The 18,546-nt window shown below is 40.8% G+C and carries 13 protein-coding genes; 11 read left to right on the top strand and 2 right to left on the bottom strand.

Features of this window, described 5'->3' with window-relative positions:
- Positions 1-158 precede the first annotated feature (158 nt).
- Complete coding sequence (locus AC0VYV_RS19195; protein ID WP_430243444.1) at positions 159-749, bottom strand: DUF5317 domain-containing protein; 591 nt, start codon at positions 747-749, stop codon at positions 159-161.
- A 284-nt stretch (positions 750-1,033) separates the two neighbouring features.
- On the opposite strand from AC0VYV_RS19195, the gene AC0VYV_RS19190 reads away from it, so the two are divergent.
- The 8 genes from AC0VYV_RS19190 (at position 1,034) to AC0VYV_RS19155 (ending at position 14,326) form a co-directional block, all read left to right on the top strand.
- Positions 1,034-1,960: an ROK family protein gene (locus tag AC0VYV_RS19190; protein ID WP_475374124.1), complete on the top strand. Its 927-nt coding sequence runs from the start codon at positions 1,034-1,036 to the stop codon at positions 1,958-1,960.
- A 12-nt stretch (positions 1,961-1,972) separates the two neighbouring features.
- The gene (gene manA, locus AC0VYV_RS19185; protein WP_475372946.1) at positions 1,973-2,935 is read left to right on the top strand and encodes a mannose-6-phosphate isomerase, class I; all 963 of its coding nucleotides are present in this window, start codon (positions 1,973-1,975) and stop codon (positions 2,933-2,935) included.
- 147 nt (positions 2,936-3,082) lie between these two features.
- Positions 3,083-4,819, top strand: coding sequence for an ABC transporter ATP-binding protein (locus AC0VYV_RS19180; protein WP_475365895.1), 1,737 nt, complete (start codon positions 3,083-3,085; stop codon positions 4,817-4,819).
- Positions 4,794-6,560 (top strand): ABC transporter ATP-binding protein, encoded by a 1,767-nt coding sequence (locus AC0VYV_RS19175; RefSeq protein ID WP_475374123.1) that lies wholly within the window; start codon positions 4,794-4,796, stop codon positions 6,558-6,560. Before AC0VYV_RS19180 ends, AC0VYV_RS19175 begins: the two co-directional genes overlap by 26 nt.
- 172 nt (positions 6,561-6,732) lie before the next feature.
- Complete coding sequence (locus tag AC0VYV_RS19170; RefSeq protein WP_475374122.1) at positions 6,733-10,119, top strand: hypothetical protein; 3,387 nt, start codon at positions 6,733-6,735, stop codon at positions 10,117-10,119.
- A 214-nt stretch (positions 10,120-10,333) separates the two neighbouring features.
- The gene (locus AC0VYV_RS19165; protein WP_475374121.1) at positions 10,334-11,332 is read left to right on the top strand and encodes a sugar-binding protein; all 999 of its coding nucleotides are present in this window, start codon (positions 10,334-10,336) and stop codon (positions 11,330-11,332) included.
- Complete coding sequence (locus tag AC0VYV_RS19160; protein WP_430245774.1) at positions 11,329-12,777, top strand: sensor histidine kinase; 1,449 nt, start codon at positions 11,329-11,331, stop codon at positions 12,775-12,777. The genes AC0VYV_RS19165 and AC0VYV_RS19160 overlap by 4 nt, the downstream gene beginning before the upstream one ends.
- Positions 12,770-14,326 (top strand): response regulator, encoded by a 1,557-nt coding sequence (locus AC0VYV_RS19155; RefSeq protein ID WP_475365891.1) that lies wholly within the window; start codon positions 12,770-12,772, stop codon positions 14,324-14,326. Before AC0VYV_RS19160 ends, AC0VYV_RS19155 begins: the two co-directional genes overlap by 8 nt.
- Positions 14,327-14,356: 30 nt before the next feature.
- On the opposite strand, the gene AC0VYV_RS19150 is transcribed toward AC0VYV_RS19155, so the two are convergent.
- Entirely contained in the window at positions 14,357-14,956 is a 600-nt protein-coding gene (locus AC0VYV_RS19150; protein WP_475372941.1) for a YdcF family protein, read from the bottom strand.
- A 206-nt stretch (positions 14,957-15,162) separates the two neighbouring features.
- Here AC0VYV_RS19150 and AC0VYV_RS19145 point away from each other — a divergent pair, with 206 nt between their 5' ends.
- From AC0VYV_RS19145 to AC0VYV_RS19135, 3 genes are read left to right on the top strand one after another with little or no spacing between them, the layout of a single operon-like run.
- A complete protein-coding gene (locus AC0VYV_RS19145) occupies positions 15,163-16,461 on the top strand; it encodes an ABC transporter substrate-binding protein (protein ID WP_475365889.1) in 1,299 nt (432 codons plus the stop codon).
- Between the two features lie 59 nt (positions 16,462-16,520).
- Positions 16,521-17,486 (top strand): carbohydrate ABC transporter permease, encoded by a 966-nt coding sequence (locus AC0VYV_RS19140; RefSeq protein ID WP_475365888.1) that lies wholly within the window; start codon positions 16,521-16,523, stop codon positions 17,484-17,486.
- Positions 17,486-18,307: a carbohydrate ABC transporter permease gene (locus AC0VYV_RS19135; protein WP_475365887.1), complete on the top strand. Its 822-nt coding sequence runs from the start codon at positions 17,486-17,488 to the stop codon at positions 18,305-18,307. Before AC0VYV_RS19140 ends, AC0VYV_RS19135 begins: the two co-directional genes overlap by 1 nt.
- The last annotated feature ends 239 nt before the right edge of the window (positions 18,308-18,546 follow it).

The following is an 18,546-nucleotide window of genomic DNA, read 5'->3' as shown; positions in this document are numbered from 1 at the left end:
AAATTTAGTTTTTTAGGAGAAGCAATGCCTCTCCATCTTGATTAAACCAATTTAAATCCAGAAGTTAGTGCGATAACAGCAGTAGTAATGATAGCGATATTCACAAGGATGCCTGTTAGCTTAATGCCCTCTTTACGTTCCATGAACGTCACCTCCCTTCATATTCCTTTTTGAGGCGCAGGTGATTTGATGAGGTCTTCTGGATGTTTGGACTTAACCATAACGCGCTGGATGAAAATAAAAATACCAATGTTCATAATGATGTCGCCAATACTAATGACTTGATCTTTTGGATAAGGATCAGTAATAGGAATGATGTCACCGAGAAACCCAAAGGCAGTACTGTCGGTTAGGACTGCATGTTTTCCATAGAGACCATTTTTGATGGCTTCTGCATATGCGGGATCAAGTATGTTTGCCGCTTCAAGTGATACCGGCATTCGCCCTCCATTGATCGCCATTACGATAAAGTTAAGGAGCACTCCTATGAAAAGAAGCATAATGCCGATGTTCATTTTACGATTTAACCAAAGAAAAATGAGTCCTACAATATAAATAACCATAAAGAGTGGTGCGCTCAGCGTGCCGAGCCAGGAATAGGAAGATTGGAATGTGAAAATGCCAATTTCAATAAGAAGTAACAGGGGGAAGATCCAACCTGCTTTAAAGGAAAGAAAAGCAAAGCCTTTTAAGCTGCCTTTGCGTAAGTACCCGACAAGAATAGATAATAAAATGCCGTCAAAAACCATTGAGTCACCCGATTTGTGTAGTTTTATTAATAGTTTAGCAGAGGTTTGGATGATTAGGAAGAATTTTCTGAAATAATATATTGATTTCCAATCTGTTAGAATAGGTGCGTTAATATTGTTGATTTCTTAATGCTTGGATCATTGATATAGCCATCTTATAACTTTGTCTTCATTCTAGTTCTTTCATATCTAAAATTGGAGATTCTATCGTAATCTCTGTTTCGTTTCTTATAAAGTGAAAATTCGTGATAATATATAGAAAAGAAAGTTTGGGAGGTAGGATGTTGGAAAATGTATATATAGGAGTTGACCTTGGCGGTACAAATCTCCGCGTCGGTCTCGTAGACGAGAGCGGACGAATACTACAAGTAAAACAAATACCTACAGAGGCAAGCTTAGGTTACGAATCGATTATAACTAGAATGGTTGAACTAATAAAAGAAGTAAAAAAAGCGTATTCAGCTGTATCTATTGGGATTGGTTCACCCGGGCCGCTTAATCCTTTTGATGGAGTTGTTGTATCACCGCCTAATCTTCCAGGTTGGCAAGATGTTCCGATTACAGTAATGGTAGAGGAAGCGATTGGTATCCCTACGTATCTTGTGAATGATGCTGACGCTGCTGCTCTTGGTGAAGCATTGTATGGAGGAGGAAAGGGTCGCGAAAGCTCATTTTACATAACTGTAAGTACGGGGATCGGTGGGGGTTACGTTCAAAATAATCGCCTTATTCAAGGCGAGCATGGCTACAGTGCTGAGGTCGGTAATATGATAATTAAGCCTGGAGGTCAAAAGCATGCCAACATGAACGCAGGATCTCTTGAAGCACTTGCTTCTGGGACGTCGATTGCAAGAGAAGGTAAGGCACGACTTGAAATTTCGGATGGTGCTGAAGAAGTTTTTGAGCTTGCGGAACAAGAAAATGAGGAAGCTGTTGCTATTATTGACGAAGCTATGGATGCACTAGCGATAGGCATTGCGAACATCGTTCATTCTATTGATCCATCTGTTATTATACTTGGCGGTGGCGTGATGCAGGCAAAGGATATGATTCTACCACTTCTTAAAGAAAAAGTAGATTCTTATGTATACGAAGGACTACGTGGGAAAATAGAGATTGAACCAGTACATCTGCATGATAAGGCTGGGATAATTGGTGCCGCTATGCATGGCCGGCAGAATTTTGAAAATGAAAAATATAAAGAAAATTAGGGGGCACATAGTATGTACCAACATGAACCACTTTTTCTAACGCCAGAATTTAAGGATCGTCTTTGGGGCGGCACAAAACTGAGAGATGTATTCGGCTATACGATTCCAACAGAAACGACTGGAGAATGCTGGGGAATTTCAGCTCATCAGAATGGGCCAAGTGAGGTAAGAAATGGTCCGCTTGCAGGAAAGAAGTTAAATGAAGTTTGGGATAGTCATCGTGAATTGTTCGGGAATGAAGACGGAGAGCATTTTCCACTTTTGATTAAAATTCTGGATGCCGATCGTGATCTTTCTGTTCAGGTTCACCCTGGTGATACATATGCAAGAGAAGTAGAAGGTGAAGCCTATGGGAAAACCGAGTGCTGGTATATTATTGATTGTGATCCAGGTTCAGAACTGATCTTTGGCCATCATGCACAGTCAAAAGAGTCTTTTGAAGAAATGATTGCAAAGGGTGAATGGGACAGTTTACTACGTCGTGTTCCGATTGAGCCAGGTGAATTTTATTTTGTACCAAGCGGAACCATTCACGCAATCGGTGCCGGAACGATGATTCTTGAGACTCAGCAAAGCTCTGACACAACTTATCGCGTGTACGACTATGATCGTACAGACGTAAATGGAAACACACGTGAGCTTCATATTGAACGCTCGGTTGATGTATCCACGATTCCGCATGAAGATCCGCCGTTCTCACCTGTCGTAACGGAAGAAGAAGGATTAAACCAGGTTGAGCTTGTATCATCGGAATATTTCACGGTTTATAAATGGGAACTTGATGGAGAATATTCTCTTTCGCAAGATCATCCTTATTTACTTGTTAGTGTGCTGAGTGGAGAAGGCATGATTATATCTTCAGAAACCTCTCACTCTGTTAAGCAGGGAGACCATCTAATCATCCCTGCCACAATGAAAGATTGTAAGCTAGAAGGCGATCTTGAAATGATTGTTTCTAAAAGTAATAAAGCATAGTTCTAAGCCAGCTCGAAAGTGAGCTGGCCTTTATTATTTCCGATGAATATTCGTAGGGATTATGAAAAAGCTCATTTTTGTTCGAGGCCCTAAATATCCTGTATAATATAAAATTAAGAAAAAGGATGTAGGATGAGGGAGGATGCCATGCAAAAAGTACTATCCTTTATTAAACCATACAAGGTGGCGGCGATTGTAGCGGCCCTTTTAATGCTTGTTGAATTAGCCGTTGAACTTTGGCTACCGCTATTTATGGCGGATATTATTGATAACGGTATTGCGAAGGAAAACCTTAGTGTCATTACTGAACTGGGGATCTGGATGCTTGTTTTAACGGTTGTCTCATTTATTGCTTCGATCGTTAATACTTACCTTGCTTCATACGTTAGTCAACATTTCGGCTTTGACCTCAGAAAAGCTCTCTTTGAAAAGGTACAGTCTTTCGCTTTTGCTGACTTTAACCGCTTCCCCACTTCATCTCTTTTAACAAGACTAACGAATGATGTGAATCAGGTGCAGCTCGTAGTATTTATGGGACTCCGTATTATGGTTCGAGCCCCGCTGCTTGTGGTTGGTGGGGTAATCATGGCCTTTGTTGTCGATGTACAGCTCGCCCTTCTTTTAACAGCAGCGATTCCTTTAGTCATTGTCTTTCTTTATTTTGTGATGAAAAAGGGAGTTCCGCTTTTCAGCTCAGTACAGGAAAAACTTGATCGAGTTAATGGAGTGATGAGAGAAAATCTAGTTGGCGTTAGACTCATTAAAGCTTATCTTCGAAGTAAGCATGAGCAACAAAGGTTTAAAAAAGTGAACGAGAATTTAATGAATCAAACGGTAACATCTCTTCGCTTGATTGAACTTGCTACGCCGGTACTGTTGATTCTTATGAACGTGGCAATTGTTGCCGTAATCTGGTTTGGCGGAGTGAAAGTGGTCGGTGGAACAGCTCAGGTTGGTGAAATTTCAGCCATCATTACATATGGCACACGGATTACAGTAGCGCTAACCATGTTTTCGTTTATTTTGATGCTTCTTTCACGAGCAAGAGCTTCTGCCTATCGGATGGAGGAAGTGTTGGATACAAATACGTCTTCCAAAGAAGCATCAGGTGTTCAGCCATTAGCGTTAGAGAAACTTCAGTTTCACCATGTGAGCTTTCGTTATCCCGATTCAGAGGACGATGTGCTGCGAGATATAAATTTCACTGCAGAGAAAGGACAATTCATTGGTGTCATGGGTGCGACAGGTTCAGGTAAGTCATCCATGGTTCAGCTTATTCCAAGATTGTATGAACCTGTAGAAGGTCACATTACGTTCAACGGACAGGATGAGACGGATATCGGTATTGATGAATTAAGGAGCCGTATGGGAGTGGTTCCTCAAGAAGTTGTGTTATTCAGCGGCACCATTGCTGAGAATATTCGCTGGGGAAAGGAAGATGCTACCGCAAAAGAGGTTGAAGAAGCGGCTAAAGCAGCCCAAATCCATTCGTTTATTAAGACGCTTCCTAATCAATATGAAACGGTACTTGGACAAAAAGGAATTAACCTTTCTGGAGGGCAGAAACAGCGTTTATCGATTGCGCGTGCCCTTATCCGTAATCCGGAAATCCTTATTCTTGACGACAGTACAAGTGCACTTGATCTAAAAACAGAAGCTGAGTTACAAAAAGCGTTAAGGCATCGTGAAAGCATGATTTTATTAATTGCTCAGAAAATCAGTTCAATTAAAGAGGCGGATAAAATTATTTTGCTTGAAGATGGCGCAATTATTGGAGAAGGGACTCACGAGCAACTTCTTCGGAACAATGACGTTTATCGTGAGATTTATGTGTCTCAGTACGGAGAGGAGGCGTCCAATGAGTTCAAACAACAAACCCTCTAATAAACAAGCGAGAAAGCGACCAGATGATTTGAAGGGAACTGTTGCGCGCATCTGGCGCTATTTATCGATGCAAAAAGGATTGCTTTTCCTCGTCATTGTGATGGTTCTTTTTAGTTCAGGATTTAGTCTTCTAGGGCCTTATCTAACGAGCATTGCAATTGATGAATATCTTGTACCAGCTGATTTAAATGGATTACTGCTCATTCTCGGACTATTAGTCGGGGTGTACGTATTACAATCAGCAGCTACCTTTCTCCAAAACTACTGGATGATTGGGATTGCACAAGAAACGGTCTATCGAATGCGGAAAGATTTATTTCATCACCTGCATCGTTTGCCGATTCCATTCTTCGATAAGAAGACGCACGGAGAGCTAATGAGCCGATTAACAAATGACATAGAAAATGTGAGTCGAACGTTAAATAGTTCTGTGATCCAGATCTTTTCAAGTGTGCTCACTCTTGTTGGTACGGTAGGGCTGATGTTGTGGTTAAGTCCGCTGCTTACTTTAATTACGTTCACTATCATTCCTCTTATGTTTCTCGGAATGAAGTGGATCACGAACCGAACAGGACATTATTTTAAAGAACAGCAGCGTAATCTAGGTGAGATGAACAGTGTTATTGAAGAGACGCTCTCTGGACAGCAAATTATCAAATCATTTTCTCAAGAAAAGCGTGTGCTAAAGCAGTTAGATCAAAAAAATGAAGCGCTACGTACTTCAGGATTCTGGGCGATGACCTATTCTGGTTTTATACCTAAATTGATGAACGTGTTAAATAACTTAAGTTTTTTACTCATAGCAGCGGCAGGCGGTTGGCTGTCTATTAAAGGGATGGTTTCGATCGGTGTGATTGTAGCCTTTATCCAATACTCTCGACTTTTCACGAGACCGCTAAACGATCTTGCAAATCAGTTTAATACGATACTATCCGCGGTTGCAGGTGCAGAGCGTGTTTTTACTATTTTGGATGAGAAAGAAGAGCGTCCGGATGAGGAAAATGCAGTAGTAATGAAACAGGTAAAGGGAAAAGTGGCGTTTCGAAATGTTTCATTTGGCTATGATAAAGAAGGTTCGACGCTTAAGAATATTTCTTTTGAAGCGAAGCCAGGTGAATCGATCGCAATTATTGGGCCAACTGGTGCCGGAAAGACCACCATCGTAAACTTATTGATGCGTTTCTATGAACTGAATGGTGGCAAGATTGAAGTAGATGATCATGATGTTACGAAAGTGACAAGAGAAAGCTTGCGGCAAAATATGGGATTCGTTCTTCAGGACACGTTTCTTTTCAACGGAACGGTTCGCGAAAACATCCGCTACGGGAGACTGGATGCAAGCGATGAAGAAGTAGAAAAAGCAGCTCAAGTTGCTAATGCTCATACGTTTATTTCCAGGTTATCAGAAGGATATGATACTGTATTGAACCAGGATGGAGGGGGAATTAGTCATGGTCAAAGACAGCTTCTCTCCATCGCAAGAGCGGTGCTTGCCGATCCAGCGATTTTAATTCTCGATGAAGCCACGAGCAGCATTGACACACGAACTGAAATTCAAATTCAAAAGGCGCTCTGGGCGTTAATGGAAGGTAGAACGAGCTTCATTATCGCGCATCGCCTGAATACGATTCAACGAGCTGATCAAATTATCGCCCTCGATCATGGTGAAATCATTGAGAAGGGCACACATGAGGAATTGTTAGAACAGAAAGGTTATTTGTGGGGTCAGGTCGGTACCTGACCCCACTCAAAGATAAAACAAAGCGATTGTCCACCATACATGGACAATCGCTTTGTTTTGTGAATAAACAGAAAAATAGAAGGAATCATATTGCAAGAAAGAAATGAGTATGAGTAAACTAAGAGCAAGAAACAAATTAGGAAAATGTTGTTAATCATTGGAGGTGTGAAAAATGAATGAGGAAGAGAGGGAAAAAGCATTTCAATCTGAGCTGCAAAAGCTCAGGGTGAAAGATTACATATCAGAGCAGACATACGGTACTGTTTCGAACGCGTATCAAAAAATGATGGATGAGGCTATAGAAGCGGAGGAAAAGCATGAGGAAGTAATTGTCCCACGAGAAATAGTTCCAACTAAGTCAGAGGCGCCAAATCCTGTAAAAGAAAAGAAAGTGAAATCAACACAGGAGCTTAGAGATCGAAATTTAACATGGATTCTGGTTATTGGTGTGGTGTTCTTGTTACTTGGTGCGCTGGTACTTGCCACTAGTACGTGGGATGTGATGACATCGATCATGAAGACCGCGCTCATTGGCGGAATTGCGGCTGTGTTCTTTGGGATTAGCTGGCTCAGTGGACATAAGCTTCGCATTGAGAAGACTGCCTTCTCCTTTTTAGTTCTCGGAAGCCTATTTCTGCCTATCGTCGTATTTTCAGCAGGTTATTTTCAACTTTTTGGAGATTGGTTATCTGTGAGAGGCGATGGGAATGAAGTGCTTGGTCTTATTGGTGTTTTGGTTTGTTTGCCTCTCTATTTCCTGCAAGCAAATCGGCAACAATCACGTTTATTTGTTTGGTTTTCTTTTGTGACGTTAAGCTTCGGTGCGGCCTTTTTTATCCAGGTATTCAACCCGCATGTAGATCTCTTTTATCTTGGAATCGTGATCTTTAATGGACTGTTGCTCCTAATCTATGCTCAAACAAAAAATATAAAGAGTTTCGCTCTTTTTACGAAAGAACTTCCTATCTATGCGCAGGGGAATCTTATTCTCTCAACGCTGCTCCTACTATTCTTTTATGAAAGTGACGTTTTTTATAGTTTTAATGTGATCGTGACGGCTTTTCTTTATCTTTCTATGATTTTTATTGGAAAACAAAAGGAATATCATTTTGTCTTTACGTTCTTACTTGTGTATGGCATTTATCAGCTTATTGAGCACTCGTTCCTTGAAGCTGCGGACGTTATGTTATACGCACTTGTCGGCTTTATTTTTATTGGCTTACAGTCGGTGGATCGTCTTCAAAATCCATATATGAGAAAAGCATTCCAACTGACAAGTGGTGCTGTATCACTATGTGCATTCTTTTTTATCACATACAAAGGCTTGATTTTGCGCTTTGATGATCCGTCCTGGCTGCTTGTGTTTGGTTACTTGCTCATTAGTCTTAATTATATATACCTTGCTAATCTATCACGCTATCGAATTTTTGGTTTTTTGGCTCCACTATTTCTAGCTGCTGCAGGACTGTATGCGATAAGTTTACTTTATACGAATCCATCGGTTGAAACAGTGATGCTTCATTTGTTTTTTACTGGCGTAACGATATATGTGGGTGGCTATTATTTGAATACATGGAGCGCGACAAAAAGAATTCAAACTGGATCGCTCTTCGTTTCTTTAGGTCCTATGATGCTCTCCCTATTGCTTGGTCTTCTTAGCGAGCTATGGTGGCTAGAAAGTATACTATTATTCATGTTAGGAATTGTTCATCTATCGATCTATCGAAAAGGGAAGTGGAAATGGCTTCGTCAAACGGGAGCGTTACTGCATTCTATTTCATGGGGAACTGCGCTGTTGGCGCTTTATCCTTTATTGGCGAAAAATGATTTCTATGAAGATAGCTTGGGTGCGCCATTCCATACGGCGATTGCAGCGCTACTCATTATCGGTACTCATTTTATTTGGCAAAAAAGGAATGTAAAAGACCTGGAGGAAATGGCTTTTTGGACCGGTGTCAGCTTCTATGGATTGGCATTGCTTCTCTTGTTCGGCGCGACGGTAGAGGAATTATTTGTTCGCTCGGGACTGTTGGTAGGAGCTATTGGCGTACTCTATCTGATCTTTAAGCGCACAGAGGAAGAGACGTTATGGCCAGTGATCAGTGTATTTACTTTGGGTGCTTATCTTTCTGTTGCGGAAGCATTTCCTATTCAAGGAATGTTTCAGTGGATTATCGGGGCGGTTCTGCTGATCCTGATTGCTGACACGCTTGGAAAAAAAGACGTTGTTATACAGCGTAGTTATTTTTATTTAGGACATGTCTATTTGCCGATCGCTCTCATTTATACCATTTTAGAGCAGGGGAATGAGCCAGTCTTATATATCGTTGGCCTTTTCGTTTATGCTTATTCCGTTCTAACAAGGAAAATCGAATGGGAGGTTCGAACGTTTCTTTATGCAGGTTTTACCGTTCTTCCTTTTCTCTACATGGCGTTAGTTGATACTTTTGATTTAGACGGTGAGGCATACACGTATACAGGATTTGCATCAAGTATCATTATGTTTGCGCTTTGGTTTTTCCTTGGTGGAAGGTGGAAAGAGAGGATTAAGTGGTATGCGGTTCCATTTGCTATCTTAGGATTTCTTCCTTTTATAACCGAATACAGTGAAATCAGTTCTGTGCCTTTTAGTGTTGGTCTACTCTATGCGATTCTGCTGCTTTACTTGATTCACCAATCTGATTGGCAGATCATCACGATTATCCCTCTCCTATTCGTTCAAACGCTGGTATTTCTTCTCCCCGTTGAGACAATGGAGATGCGAACGCTTCTTTTTGTAGGAGTGGCAGTAGGGATGTTAACTGCGGGCTTCCTTATTCATAAAAGGCTCTATTCCTTTAGAGTAAAGCAACTGAAGGAAAAGCATATTGATTGGTACTCCGTAACAGCTCTTTTAACCGTACTTAATCTTTATCAAGAGCTTACATTCGACTCTTTCTGGGCTGATGAGTTACGAGCACTGTTTATCTTTGTTTTTTTCGCACTTCAAGTAAGGAGAGTGCCGACTGGTTTGGCTGCAAAAGTAATGAAAAGCATTACTGCCCTGTCATTATTAGTCCCTTATTACACGCTCCTTCATCACATTGAAATCAATAAGTATATTGTGACAGAAGTTTATGTATTGCCATGGATTGCGTTAACGATTTATTTATCAAAGCGTACGTGGAATCAAAGCAAGCAAATCATGAGTTTCATAGAATGGAGCATTCTTTCAATCGTAGCAGCAGTTCTTGTAGGTGATGCTTTGATGAGTAATACAATATATGATGCGATCATAGCTGGTGGGCTATCCCTTGGTTCCGTGCTTGCAGGTTTTTACTATCGCATTAAATCATACTTTGTCATCGGATGTAGCGTTCTTCTTTTGAACCTTCTTCTGCAAACGCGACCTTATTGGGGGAATATGCCATGGTGGGCCTACCTATTAATCGCAGGAGCTACACTCATTACTGTTGCAAGTTTCTACGAATGGCAGAAGCAAAATAAAGATAAAGAAGGAAATACACTACTTCAGTTAAAAAAACAACAGTTTATGGAAAAGTGGAAGCAATGGCGTTAAAGAACAAAAGCTGTTTCTATCAACGTGTTTTAGAACCGTTTATAGAGGCAGTTTTTTGTTTTGCTGCTAATCTTATATGAAAAACAAGTTGATTCTATGAAGCTACTACGATATATAATGACGTAAAGGTAAGAGAGTCTCGTGAGCGAGGACAGGTGTCTTTTGAGGGGGTCAGGTACGTACCTGACCCCCATCAAAAAAAGGAGGTTGAGCGATGGCACGCTGGATTTACGTTGTTGGGGGTTTTTTAGTGATTTTGTCATTTTCTTTTTTTATCTTCTATTCTGTAAGGGCTTTCAATATTACGCCTGATCGCCCTTCTGCCTCCTATAAAGCACCGGATTATCGTTTCGTTCTTGTAACGGAGGAGATCGATAACGATTACTGGCGACTTGTGGAGGAAGGAGCGCGGGAAGCGGCTACAAACTACAATGTTTCACTTGAATACACAGGGCCAAAACAAGCGAACCTTGAAGAACATATCAAAACGATTGAGATGGCAGCGGCATCTAAACCTGATGGCATTATGGCACAGGGATTAAATCAAGACGTATCCGCGACAATTATCAATAGTGTCACAGAGAAAGGAATTCCTTTTCTCACAGTGGACACAGATGCTCCTGATAGTAAGCGTGTGGCATATGTAGGCACAGATAATTATTACGCTGGATTTCTCGCAGGTCAGGCGCTTCTTAAAGATACAAATGACGAAGTAAAGGTTGGGATTATTACGGGAAGGTTTGATTCAGCGAATCAAAAGCTTCGTGTAGAAGGGTTTAAAGATGCTATTAAAAATAGCGATCGCGTCGATGTTGTTGCCATCGATGCCTCACAAATTACGCGAATACAAGCAGCGGAGAAAACGTACGAAATGATAAAAGCACATCCTGAAATCAATGCTTTTTATGGGACGAGCGCTCTTGATGCGATCGGTATCGTGCAGGTTCTTGAAAGCATCGGGATGACCGACCAGGTTTATGTTATTGGTTTTGATGTACTTCCTGAGACGATGCAACTACTTAAAGATGGAAAGTTAGAAGCAACAGTTGAACAAAAGCCATATGAGATGGGATATAGCGCGGTGGAATTAATGATACAAATTATCGAAGGAAAGGATGTTTCAACGTATCATCATACGATGACAGAAGTATTGAGAAAAAAAGACTTAAAGCAACTAGAAAGAACGACGCCGGGAGGGATTAAACTACCATGAAAATCCAGGGCAAATTTATTCTCTTTTTTACCATGCTCGTCATTTTAATGAATGGTGTCGCTTTCTATTTGTTTCATAGCAGTCAACGAACTATTGATGATTACCATACGAGCTTTGAACGCTTTATCGTGCTGAACGAAATATCACAGCAAACAAATAAAGTGTATGAGGCGATGAATACCTTTCTAACAGAACGGACACAGAAAGAATTAGAAGCATACGCCATGGAGAGAAAGATTCTCTCTGAAGAAAAAGACGAGCTTCTTAGCTCGGTAAAAAATGAAGCGAACGATCAAACCGTCACGAATTATGAAAAGATGATCGAAAGCTTCCTGCTTGAATGTGATATTACAGTGCAAGCTTTTCAACGACAGGATATTAATCAATATTCAGGTCATTTAAATGAAGCAGCCCAAATCTCAGCATTTATCCAAGAAACGACGCTAACATTAATTAATTCTGAGCTAACGGATTATCGCATGTTTTACAACCAGATGGAGGAAAAGAGTACGTATTTGCAGTGGATGGGCATATCATTATTCGTTTCGATGATTTTATTTAGTTTGTTGATGGCATTTTGGTTCTCAAGAGGTATCACAAGGCCCATACACGAGCTTGCAGCAGCAGCTAAGAAGCTATCGAAAGGGGACTTTACGGCGAATAGAGTAGTTGTGAGATCTAGAAATGAGCTACAGCTACTAGCGGATACTTTTTATCGCATGCAAGAGAACATCCGAGGATTAATTAAAGAGATAAAACAGAAATCAGAGTTAGATCAGCTGTTGAAAGAAATGGAGCTCAAAAGTCTTCAAAGTCAGATCAACCCACATTTTCTTTTTAATACGCTAAATACGATTTCGAGACGTGCCTATATCGAAGGCGCGGATCAAACGAGTGAGCTCATTGAATCTGTTGCCGCACTTCTTCGTTACAATCTAGGAAATTTAGCGAAGGATGTCACATTAAAAGAAGAACTGAATATTGTTCGAGAATATTTCTTTATCCAGCAGTCACGATTTGGTGAAAGGGTTACGTTTAACGTAGTGGCAGATGAAGAGGTTCTTGATTGCATGATCCCTGTCTTAACGCTTCAGCCGATCGTGGAAAATGCGTTTATACATGGAGTGGAGTCGTATGAAGAAGGGGGAGAAATCGTCATTCGGGTCTATTCTGATCAAAATGATGTTGTTGTGGAGGTGGCAGACAATGGTGTTGGAATTGATAAAGCAAGACTAACACAGCTTCTCTTCAATGACGGCCGATCGGTTTCTGAGAAGAGACAAGGACATTCGACGGGGCTTGGCATGCAAAATGTAAAAAAAAGAATTGAATTATACTATCAGGAAACAGGCACGATGACGGTGGAATCCACAAAAGGTTCAGGTACGACCGTTCGTCTGAATTTACCTTATACGAAGATGAGAGGAGATGAACAGCTTGCTTAGGATTATGGTTGTAGATGACGAGCAGTTAGAGCGTGAAGCGGTCGAATTGATGATTAAAAGAGAATATGGAGATCAAGTCACCATTCAGAAAGCGAAAAATGGACGAGAAGCCATTGAATTTGCCGAAAAGTTTCAGCCCGAGATTGTCTTTATGGATATTAAAATGCCAGGTATCGATGGGGTAGAAGCAGTGAAAACGATAAAGAGAAATCAACCCGAAATAAAATTTATCATGCTATCCGCGTTCGATACGTTTGACTATGCCCGCGAAGTGATGAAGCAGGGAGTGAAAGAGTATTTACTAAAGCCAGGGGGAAAGCAAGAGATCTTTTCCGCCATTACCCGTCTCTCAGCCGAAATTGAAAATGAACGAGTAGAAGCTGAGAAGCAAGATCATGTACAAGCACAGCTGACAAAAGCTGTTCATCTTCTAGAAGGAGAGTGGATGAACGCGATCCTAATGGATCACGTCACAGAGTTTAGTCCTTCAGAGTGGAGTGAGCTGTTAGGCTTTCAGACGACAGTTGGGTATGCGGTTATCTTTAAATTTCCTGAGGAAAGAAAAGCGATCGTCAATGAAATGGTTCAGTGGGTAAAAGAAAAAATGAAATCCAACGTGCCTGGTGAGGCGATGATTGGAGTGAGGGATGATACGTATTTACCCTGCTTTCTTTTTAGTGAAGATCTTCTGGAGAAGGATAAACGATTAAAAGCGAAGTTACAGCCTACGTTAAGACAACTTCTTCATGAATTTTATCAGGATTTCCGAGAGGTCGTATGTATCGGCGTTGGCAGACCTTATCAGAAAGCTGATCAATTTGTTGAATCTTATCGCGAAGCGCTTCATGCTGTAAACACACTAGACTTTCAACGAGAGGTCACATATGCCTTTTATCAAGAAAGCAAGATTCCTAACGTACCGCGCCAGAGCGGAACTCAGGAGCAGGAGTCTATCGTGATCAACGCCATTAATAATGGTGATTTCACCAAAGCGATGCAAGAACTTGAAGTGTATCTTGGTATGATCTCAGGTGAACAGCCTGCTATATTTGTTCAAAAGGTGAACGAGCTCTTTCTTGTTGCAGAACGAATTTTACAAAATAACGGAATTTTCTTAACTTCCTACAAGTACATTCAAGCGGAAAGCGAAAATGAGGCAAGAAATCTAGCCAGAGCAAAGCTTCGGAAATTGAATGAGAGTGTGCAAACATGGCGTTCGCTTCATGGAGGAGATCGTCTTGAACAGGTGAAGCAATACATTCACACACATTATCATGAGCAGCTAACACTCGAAGAAGCAGCTGAGCATGTTGATCTTAGTCCTTATTATGTAAGTAAATTATTTAAAGACAAAAGTGGTATGACGTTTATAGATTATGTTACAGAAGTTAGAATTACAGCAGCGAAACGAGAAATGCTTGATCCTTCAAAGAGCTTGAAAGAAATTTGTTTCAATGTTGGTTATAAGGACCCAAATTATTTTAGTCGAGTGTTTAAACGAAAAGCAGGTTTTTCACCATCTCAGTACCGTGAACAATTGCACGTATGACAAAAAAAGAAACCGACTAGCGGTTTTTTGTTATTGGAATGGTAGATCCTTCAAAATGCCTTTCTGTATATACTTCTGCATGGAGTGAAGTTCTTTCATGACTCTAGCGTTTTCTCTATCATTCTTCCACCAGTTGTCTCCCTGTCCAGATTCTCTGTCATCGGGGCAGAGAGTATAGGAGATCCAGTCCGGCATATAGGTGGTGAGAGTTAAGTGACACCTTTTCATGTGATAGGGGGAGCTCACAATCAGAAGTCTATTGATGTGATTCAGCCCAAATGAGCGTTGAAGTACCATAAGTGAAGCAATGACGTTTTCTGTCGTATTCGCTGCTTCGAGTTCGAGAAGAATATCTTCCTCGGGTACGCCAAAGTTAAGTAAGTGGTTTTTCATCCAAATGGCTTCTGACTCTTCTTCTTTACCCCATCTTGCTGCAGATCCGGAAACTAAAATTTTTGGAGCGCGCTCGTTATGATATAGTCTGGCTGCTTTTTGAACGCGATGGATCGTTTTTGCACCAAAAACGAGAATGCACTCTCCATCTTTTCCATCATCTACAATGCTATCGAACATGAAAGAAGTAATTTGTTGCCTTGAGAGATTGTCCAGATTAACTTCAGAAAACATCATTTCTCTTTCACCTCGTTAGGACATTTCTTAGTAACTCTCTTCTCCTTTTAATCAAGAGATCCTTTCTTTCGTAGTTCTGTACTAGCTTATGAGCAAGACCACAAAAAAGTGAAGATAACAACAAAAATATGAAGGCGCTTACATGGGTTGGGAGCCATTCAATTTGATAAAGTAAATGTAATAAAAGAAACGGGGGGATTGATTGTATGAAGGGAACGTTGAAAAAACTTACGGGATGGATTCTCGTTCTTGTCCTCGCTCTTGTACCACTTTCTGCTTGTTCAAACTCTGGGGAAACGAATAGCAGTAGTGAAGGAAGTGCTAGTAAAGAAGAAACGCTTGATATTTTTAGCTGGTGGACAGGTGCTGGTGAAGAGGATGGATTGAATGCGCTAATTGACTTATTTAAAGAAGAATACCCTGATATTGAAGTAGAAAACGCAGCAGTTGCGGGCGGAGCAGGAACGAACGCGAAAGCCGTGCTTGCAAGTCGCATGCAGGGTGATGATCCACCAGCAACGTTCCAGGTTCATGGTGGTTCTGAATTGAATGATGGATGGGTTGCGGCTGACAAAATGGAAACGCTTAACGACCTGTATGAATCCGAAGGTTGGGGAGATAAGTTTCCTGAAGATTTAATTGATCTTGTTAGTAAAGATGGAGATATCTATTCGGTTCCTGTGAATATTCATCGCGGAAATGTTCTTTGGTATAACACGAGCATTTTTGAAGAGAACGGTGTCGAGCCGCCAGCGACGTTTGATGAATTCTTCGCTGCTGCTGACCAATTACAAGAAGCTGGTGTTACGCCGCTTGCTCTTGGAGACAAAGAGCCCTGGACAGCAACTCATTTGTTTGAGACTGCGCTCTTAGGAACGCTTGGAGCAGATGATTACAAAAAGCTTTTCACTGGAGAAATGTCGTTTAGTGATCCGAAAGTAAAGGAAGCCGCTGAGAACTTTAAGAAGATGCTCAGCTATGTGAATGAAGACCATAGCTCACGAAATTGGCAGGATGCTTCCCAGCTTGTTGCAGATGGAGAAGCGGCGATGAACGTTATGGGAGACTGGGCAAAGGGTTATTTTGTGAACGACCTTAACTTAAAGGTGAAAGAAGACTTTGGTTGGGTGGCAACACCTGGAACAGACGGTATGTTTATGGTCATTACAGATACATTTGGTCTACCAAAGGGAGTTTCAAATCCTGAAGACGTTAAGAAATTCTTATCTGTTCTTGGTTCTGTTGAAGGACAGGATGCGTTCAACCCATTAAAAGGCTCTATTCCAGCTCGTGTTGATGCCGATCTCTCGAACTATGATGAGTATGGGAAAGAAACAATTGAAGACTTTAAAAATGCTAGTCTTGCTCCAAGTCTTGCCCACGGATCGGCTGCACCTGAAGGCTTTGTCACAAAAGTGAACCAGGCGATTAATATCTTTGTTACACAGCAGGATGTGGATCAATTTATTAGTTCGCTAGAAGATGCTTCAGGCGATCTTAAGTAAAAGAGGATGGGGGGAGAGGGATTGCTCTTCTCCCTTTTTCTATCGTAAGGGGGATGAGGATGAAGACTGAAACAATGATAAACCAATCTGTTAAAGCTGTAACAACTCGAAAAAGACGTTCACTTACGAAAGATCACATAATCGCCATTGCATTCCTTATTCCATCCATCCTATTAGTAGGTGTTTTTGTTTATGGTTTTATCGGATGGACTGGCTATGTCTCTTTGAGTAATTGGAATTCACTTGTACCAGACTTTTCATTTGTTGGATTGAAAAATTACATCTACTTGTTTAGTGATTTTCGTTTTCAAGCTGACTTACGAAATACACTATTTTTTACGATTCTCTTCATTCTAGTCGTGATTGTGGTGGGGCAGTTTCTTGCCATTCTTCTTGATCAAAAAATCCAGCAGGAGTCACTCTTTCGAAATATCTTTTTCTTTCCGATGGCGCTTTCGTTTGTTGTAACGGGTGTAGTTTGGCAATGGCTATTAAACCCTTCGACAGGTGTTAACCTATTTCTTGAAAAGATTGGTCTTGATTCAAAATGGTACACGGATACAACCATTTTCCCTGCAATTGGATGGGGAAAGATTGAATTCGGGATTCCGGTAGCGATGATTGCCGTTGTGATTGCTGCAGTATGGCAAATGACGGGCTTCTCTGTTGCCATGTATCTTGCCGGTTTACGTGGGGTGCCTGAAGAAGTGCGAGAAGCAGCGAGAATGGATGGAGCGAATGAATTCCAAGTATATTGGAAAATCATCATGCCGATCCTTCGCCCGATTACGGTTAGTGTCATTATTATTATGGCTCATATTTCACTTAAAATTTTCGATTTGATTTACGCAATGACAGGTCCTGGAGCGAACTTTGTAACCGATGTTCCAGGTGTATATATGTACGAAACGACGTTCCGTGGTAATTATTACGCAAACGGAGCAGCCATTGCTGTGGTCATGCTTCTCGCTGTTGCTATCTTTATCGTTCCATATCTGTGGTCGAGTCGAAAGGGGGAAACTTGATGGCGATTAGAACGATCACCCGTCCGCTTCTTTATGCTCTCCTTATTGCTTTATCATGCTTTTATTTAATGCCAGTTTACGTCATGATCATAACGAGCCTGAAGCCTCTTGAAGAAGTGACCTTAAGTCAAATGTGGCAGTTACCTTCAACACTTGATTTTAGTAGTTATTCAGTAGCGTTTACGAAGCTTGCTCCAAACTTATTAAATAGTTTCTATCTTGTTATCCCAGCTACATTGCTATCAGCGTTATTAGGATCACTTAACGGCTACGTACTTTCAAAGTGGAAGTTTAAAGGCGCAAATACGCTATTTACGGTTATTTTGTTCGGAATGTTTATACCCTATCAAAGTATCCTTATCCCGCTCATTCAGTTTCTTAGAGAAATCGGATTATATAATTCTATTGCAGGGCTTATCTTTGTTCACGTTGTGTATGGGATTCCGATTACGACACTTATGTTTCGCAATTTCTATGCTAGCATTCCTGATTCGATGATTGAATCTGCCAAAATAGATGGGGCAGGGTTTATCGGAATTTACCGTTTCATCATGATGCCTTTATCAATTACAGGGTTTGTTGTAGTCGCAATCTGGCAGTTTACGAACATCTGGAATGAATTTTTATTTGCTGTCACGATCACAACATCTGATCAACAACCTGTTATGGTTGCTCTTCAGAATTTATCCGGCAGTCAAATCGTTCAATGGAATGTACAAATGGCAGGTGCACTCCTTGCTGCACTGCCAACTCTACTCGTTTATATTTTCTTAGGTAAGTTTTTTGTAAAAGGATTACTTGCGGGATCAGTAAAAGGGTGAAATCCACTTTTGATAAGAGCAGCTCATGCTGTTCTTTTTTTTACTCATTTACGTTCTGTGATGACCTTTCACATGGATGATTCAAAAATCGAGAAAACAACATCATGAGATAACATTGCTATTTTTATTTGAATGAGTGTCTTAAATAGAGGGATTTCGATGCTTTATCTTGAAATTTGTTAGAATAGTTAGAAAAATGGTAAAATTAATAAGTGATCTTATAATAGTGGAGGGGGAGT

This window comes from Anaerobacillus sp. QJM3NY_17 (assembly GCF_056173665.1).
This window is presented reverse-complemented; position numbering and strand designations above follow the sequence as displayed.

Excerpts from the sequence above, each read along its gene's own strand:
- AC0VYV_RS19175 (WP_475374123.1), top strand. The coding sequence starts at position 4,794 with ATGAGTTCAAACAACAAACCCTCTAATAAACAAGCGAGAAAGCGACCA.
- AC0VYV_RS19135 (WP_475365887.1), top strand. The coding sequence starts at position 17,486 with ATGGCGATTAGAACGATCACCCGTCCGCTTCTTTATGCTCTCCTTATT.
- AC0VYV_RS19160 (WP_430245774.1), top strand. The coding sequence starts at position 11,329 with ATGAAAATCCAGGGCAAATTTATTCTCTTTTTTACCATGCTCGTCATT.
- AC0VYV_RS19180 (WP_475365895.1), top strand. The coding sequence starts at position 3,083 with ATGCAAAAAGTACTATCCTTTATTAAACCATACAAGGTGGCGGCGATT.
- AC0VYV_RS19170 (WP_475374122.1), top strand. The coding sequence starts at position 6,733 with ATGAATGAGGAAGAGAGGGAAAAAGCATTTCAATCTGAGCTGCAAAAG.
- AC0VYV_RS19140 (WP_475365888.1), top strand. The coding sequence starts at position 16,521 with ATGAAGACTGAAACAATGATAAACCAATCTGTTAAAGCTGTAACAACT.
- AC0VYV_RS19165 (WP_475374121.1), top strand. The coding sequence starts at position 10,334 with ATGGCACGCTGGATTTACGTTGTTGGGGGTTTTTTAGTGATTTTGTCA.
- AC0VYV_RS19150 (WP_475372941.1), bottom strand. The coding sequence starts at position 14,956 with ATGATGTTTTCTGAAGTTAATCTGGACAATCTCTCAAGGCAACAAATT.
- AC0VYV_RS19145 (WP_475365889.1), top strand. The coding sequence starts at position 15,163 with ATGAAGGGAACGTTGAAAAAACTTACGGGATGGATTCTCGTTCTTGTC.
- manA (WP_475372946.1), top strand. The coding sequence starts at position 1,973 with ATGTACCAACATGAACCACTTTTTCTAACGCCAGAATTTAAGGATCGT.
- AC0VYV_RS19195 (WP_430243444.1), bottom strand. The coding sequence starts at position 749 with ATGGTTTTTGACGGCATTTTATTATCTATTCTTGTCGGGTACTTACGC.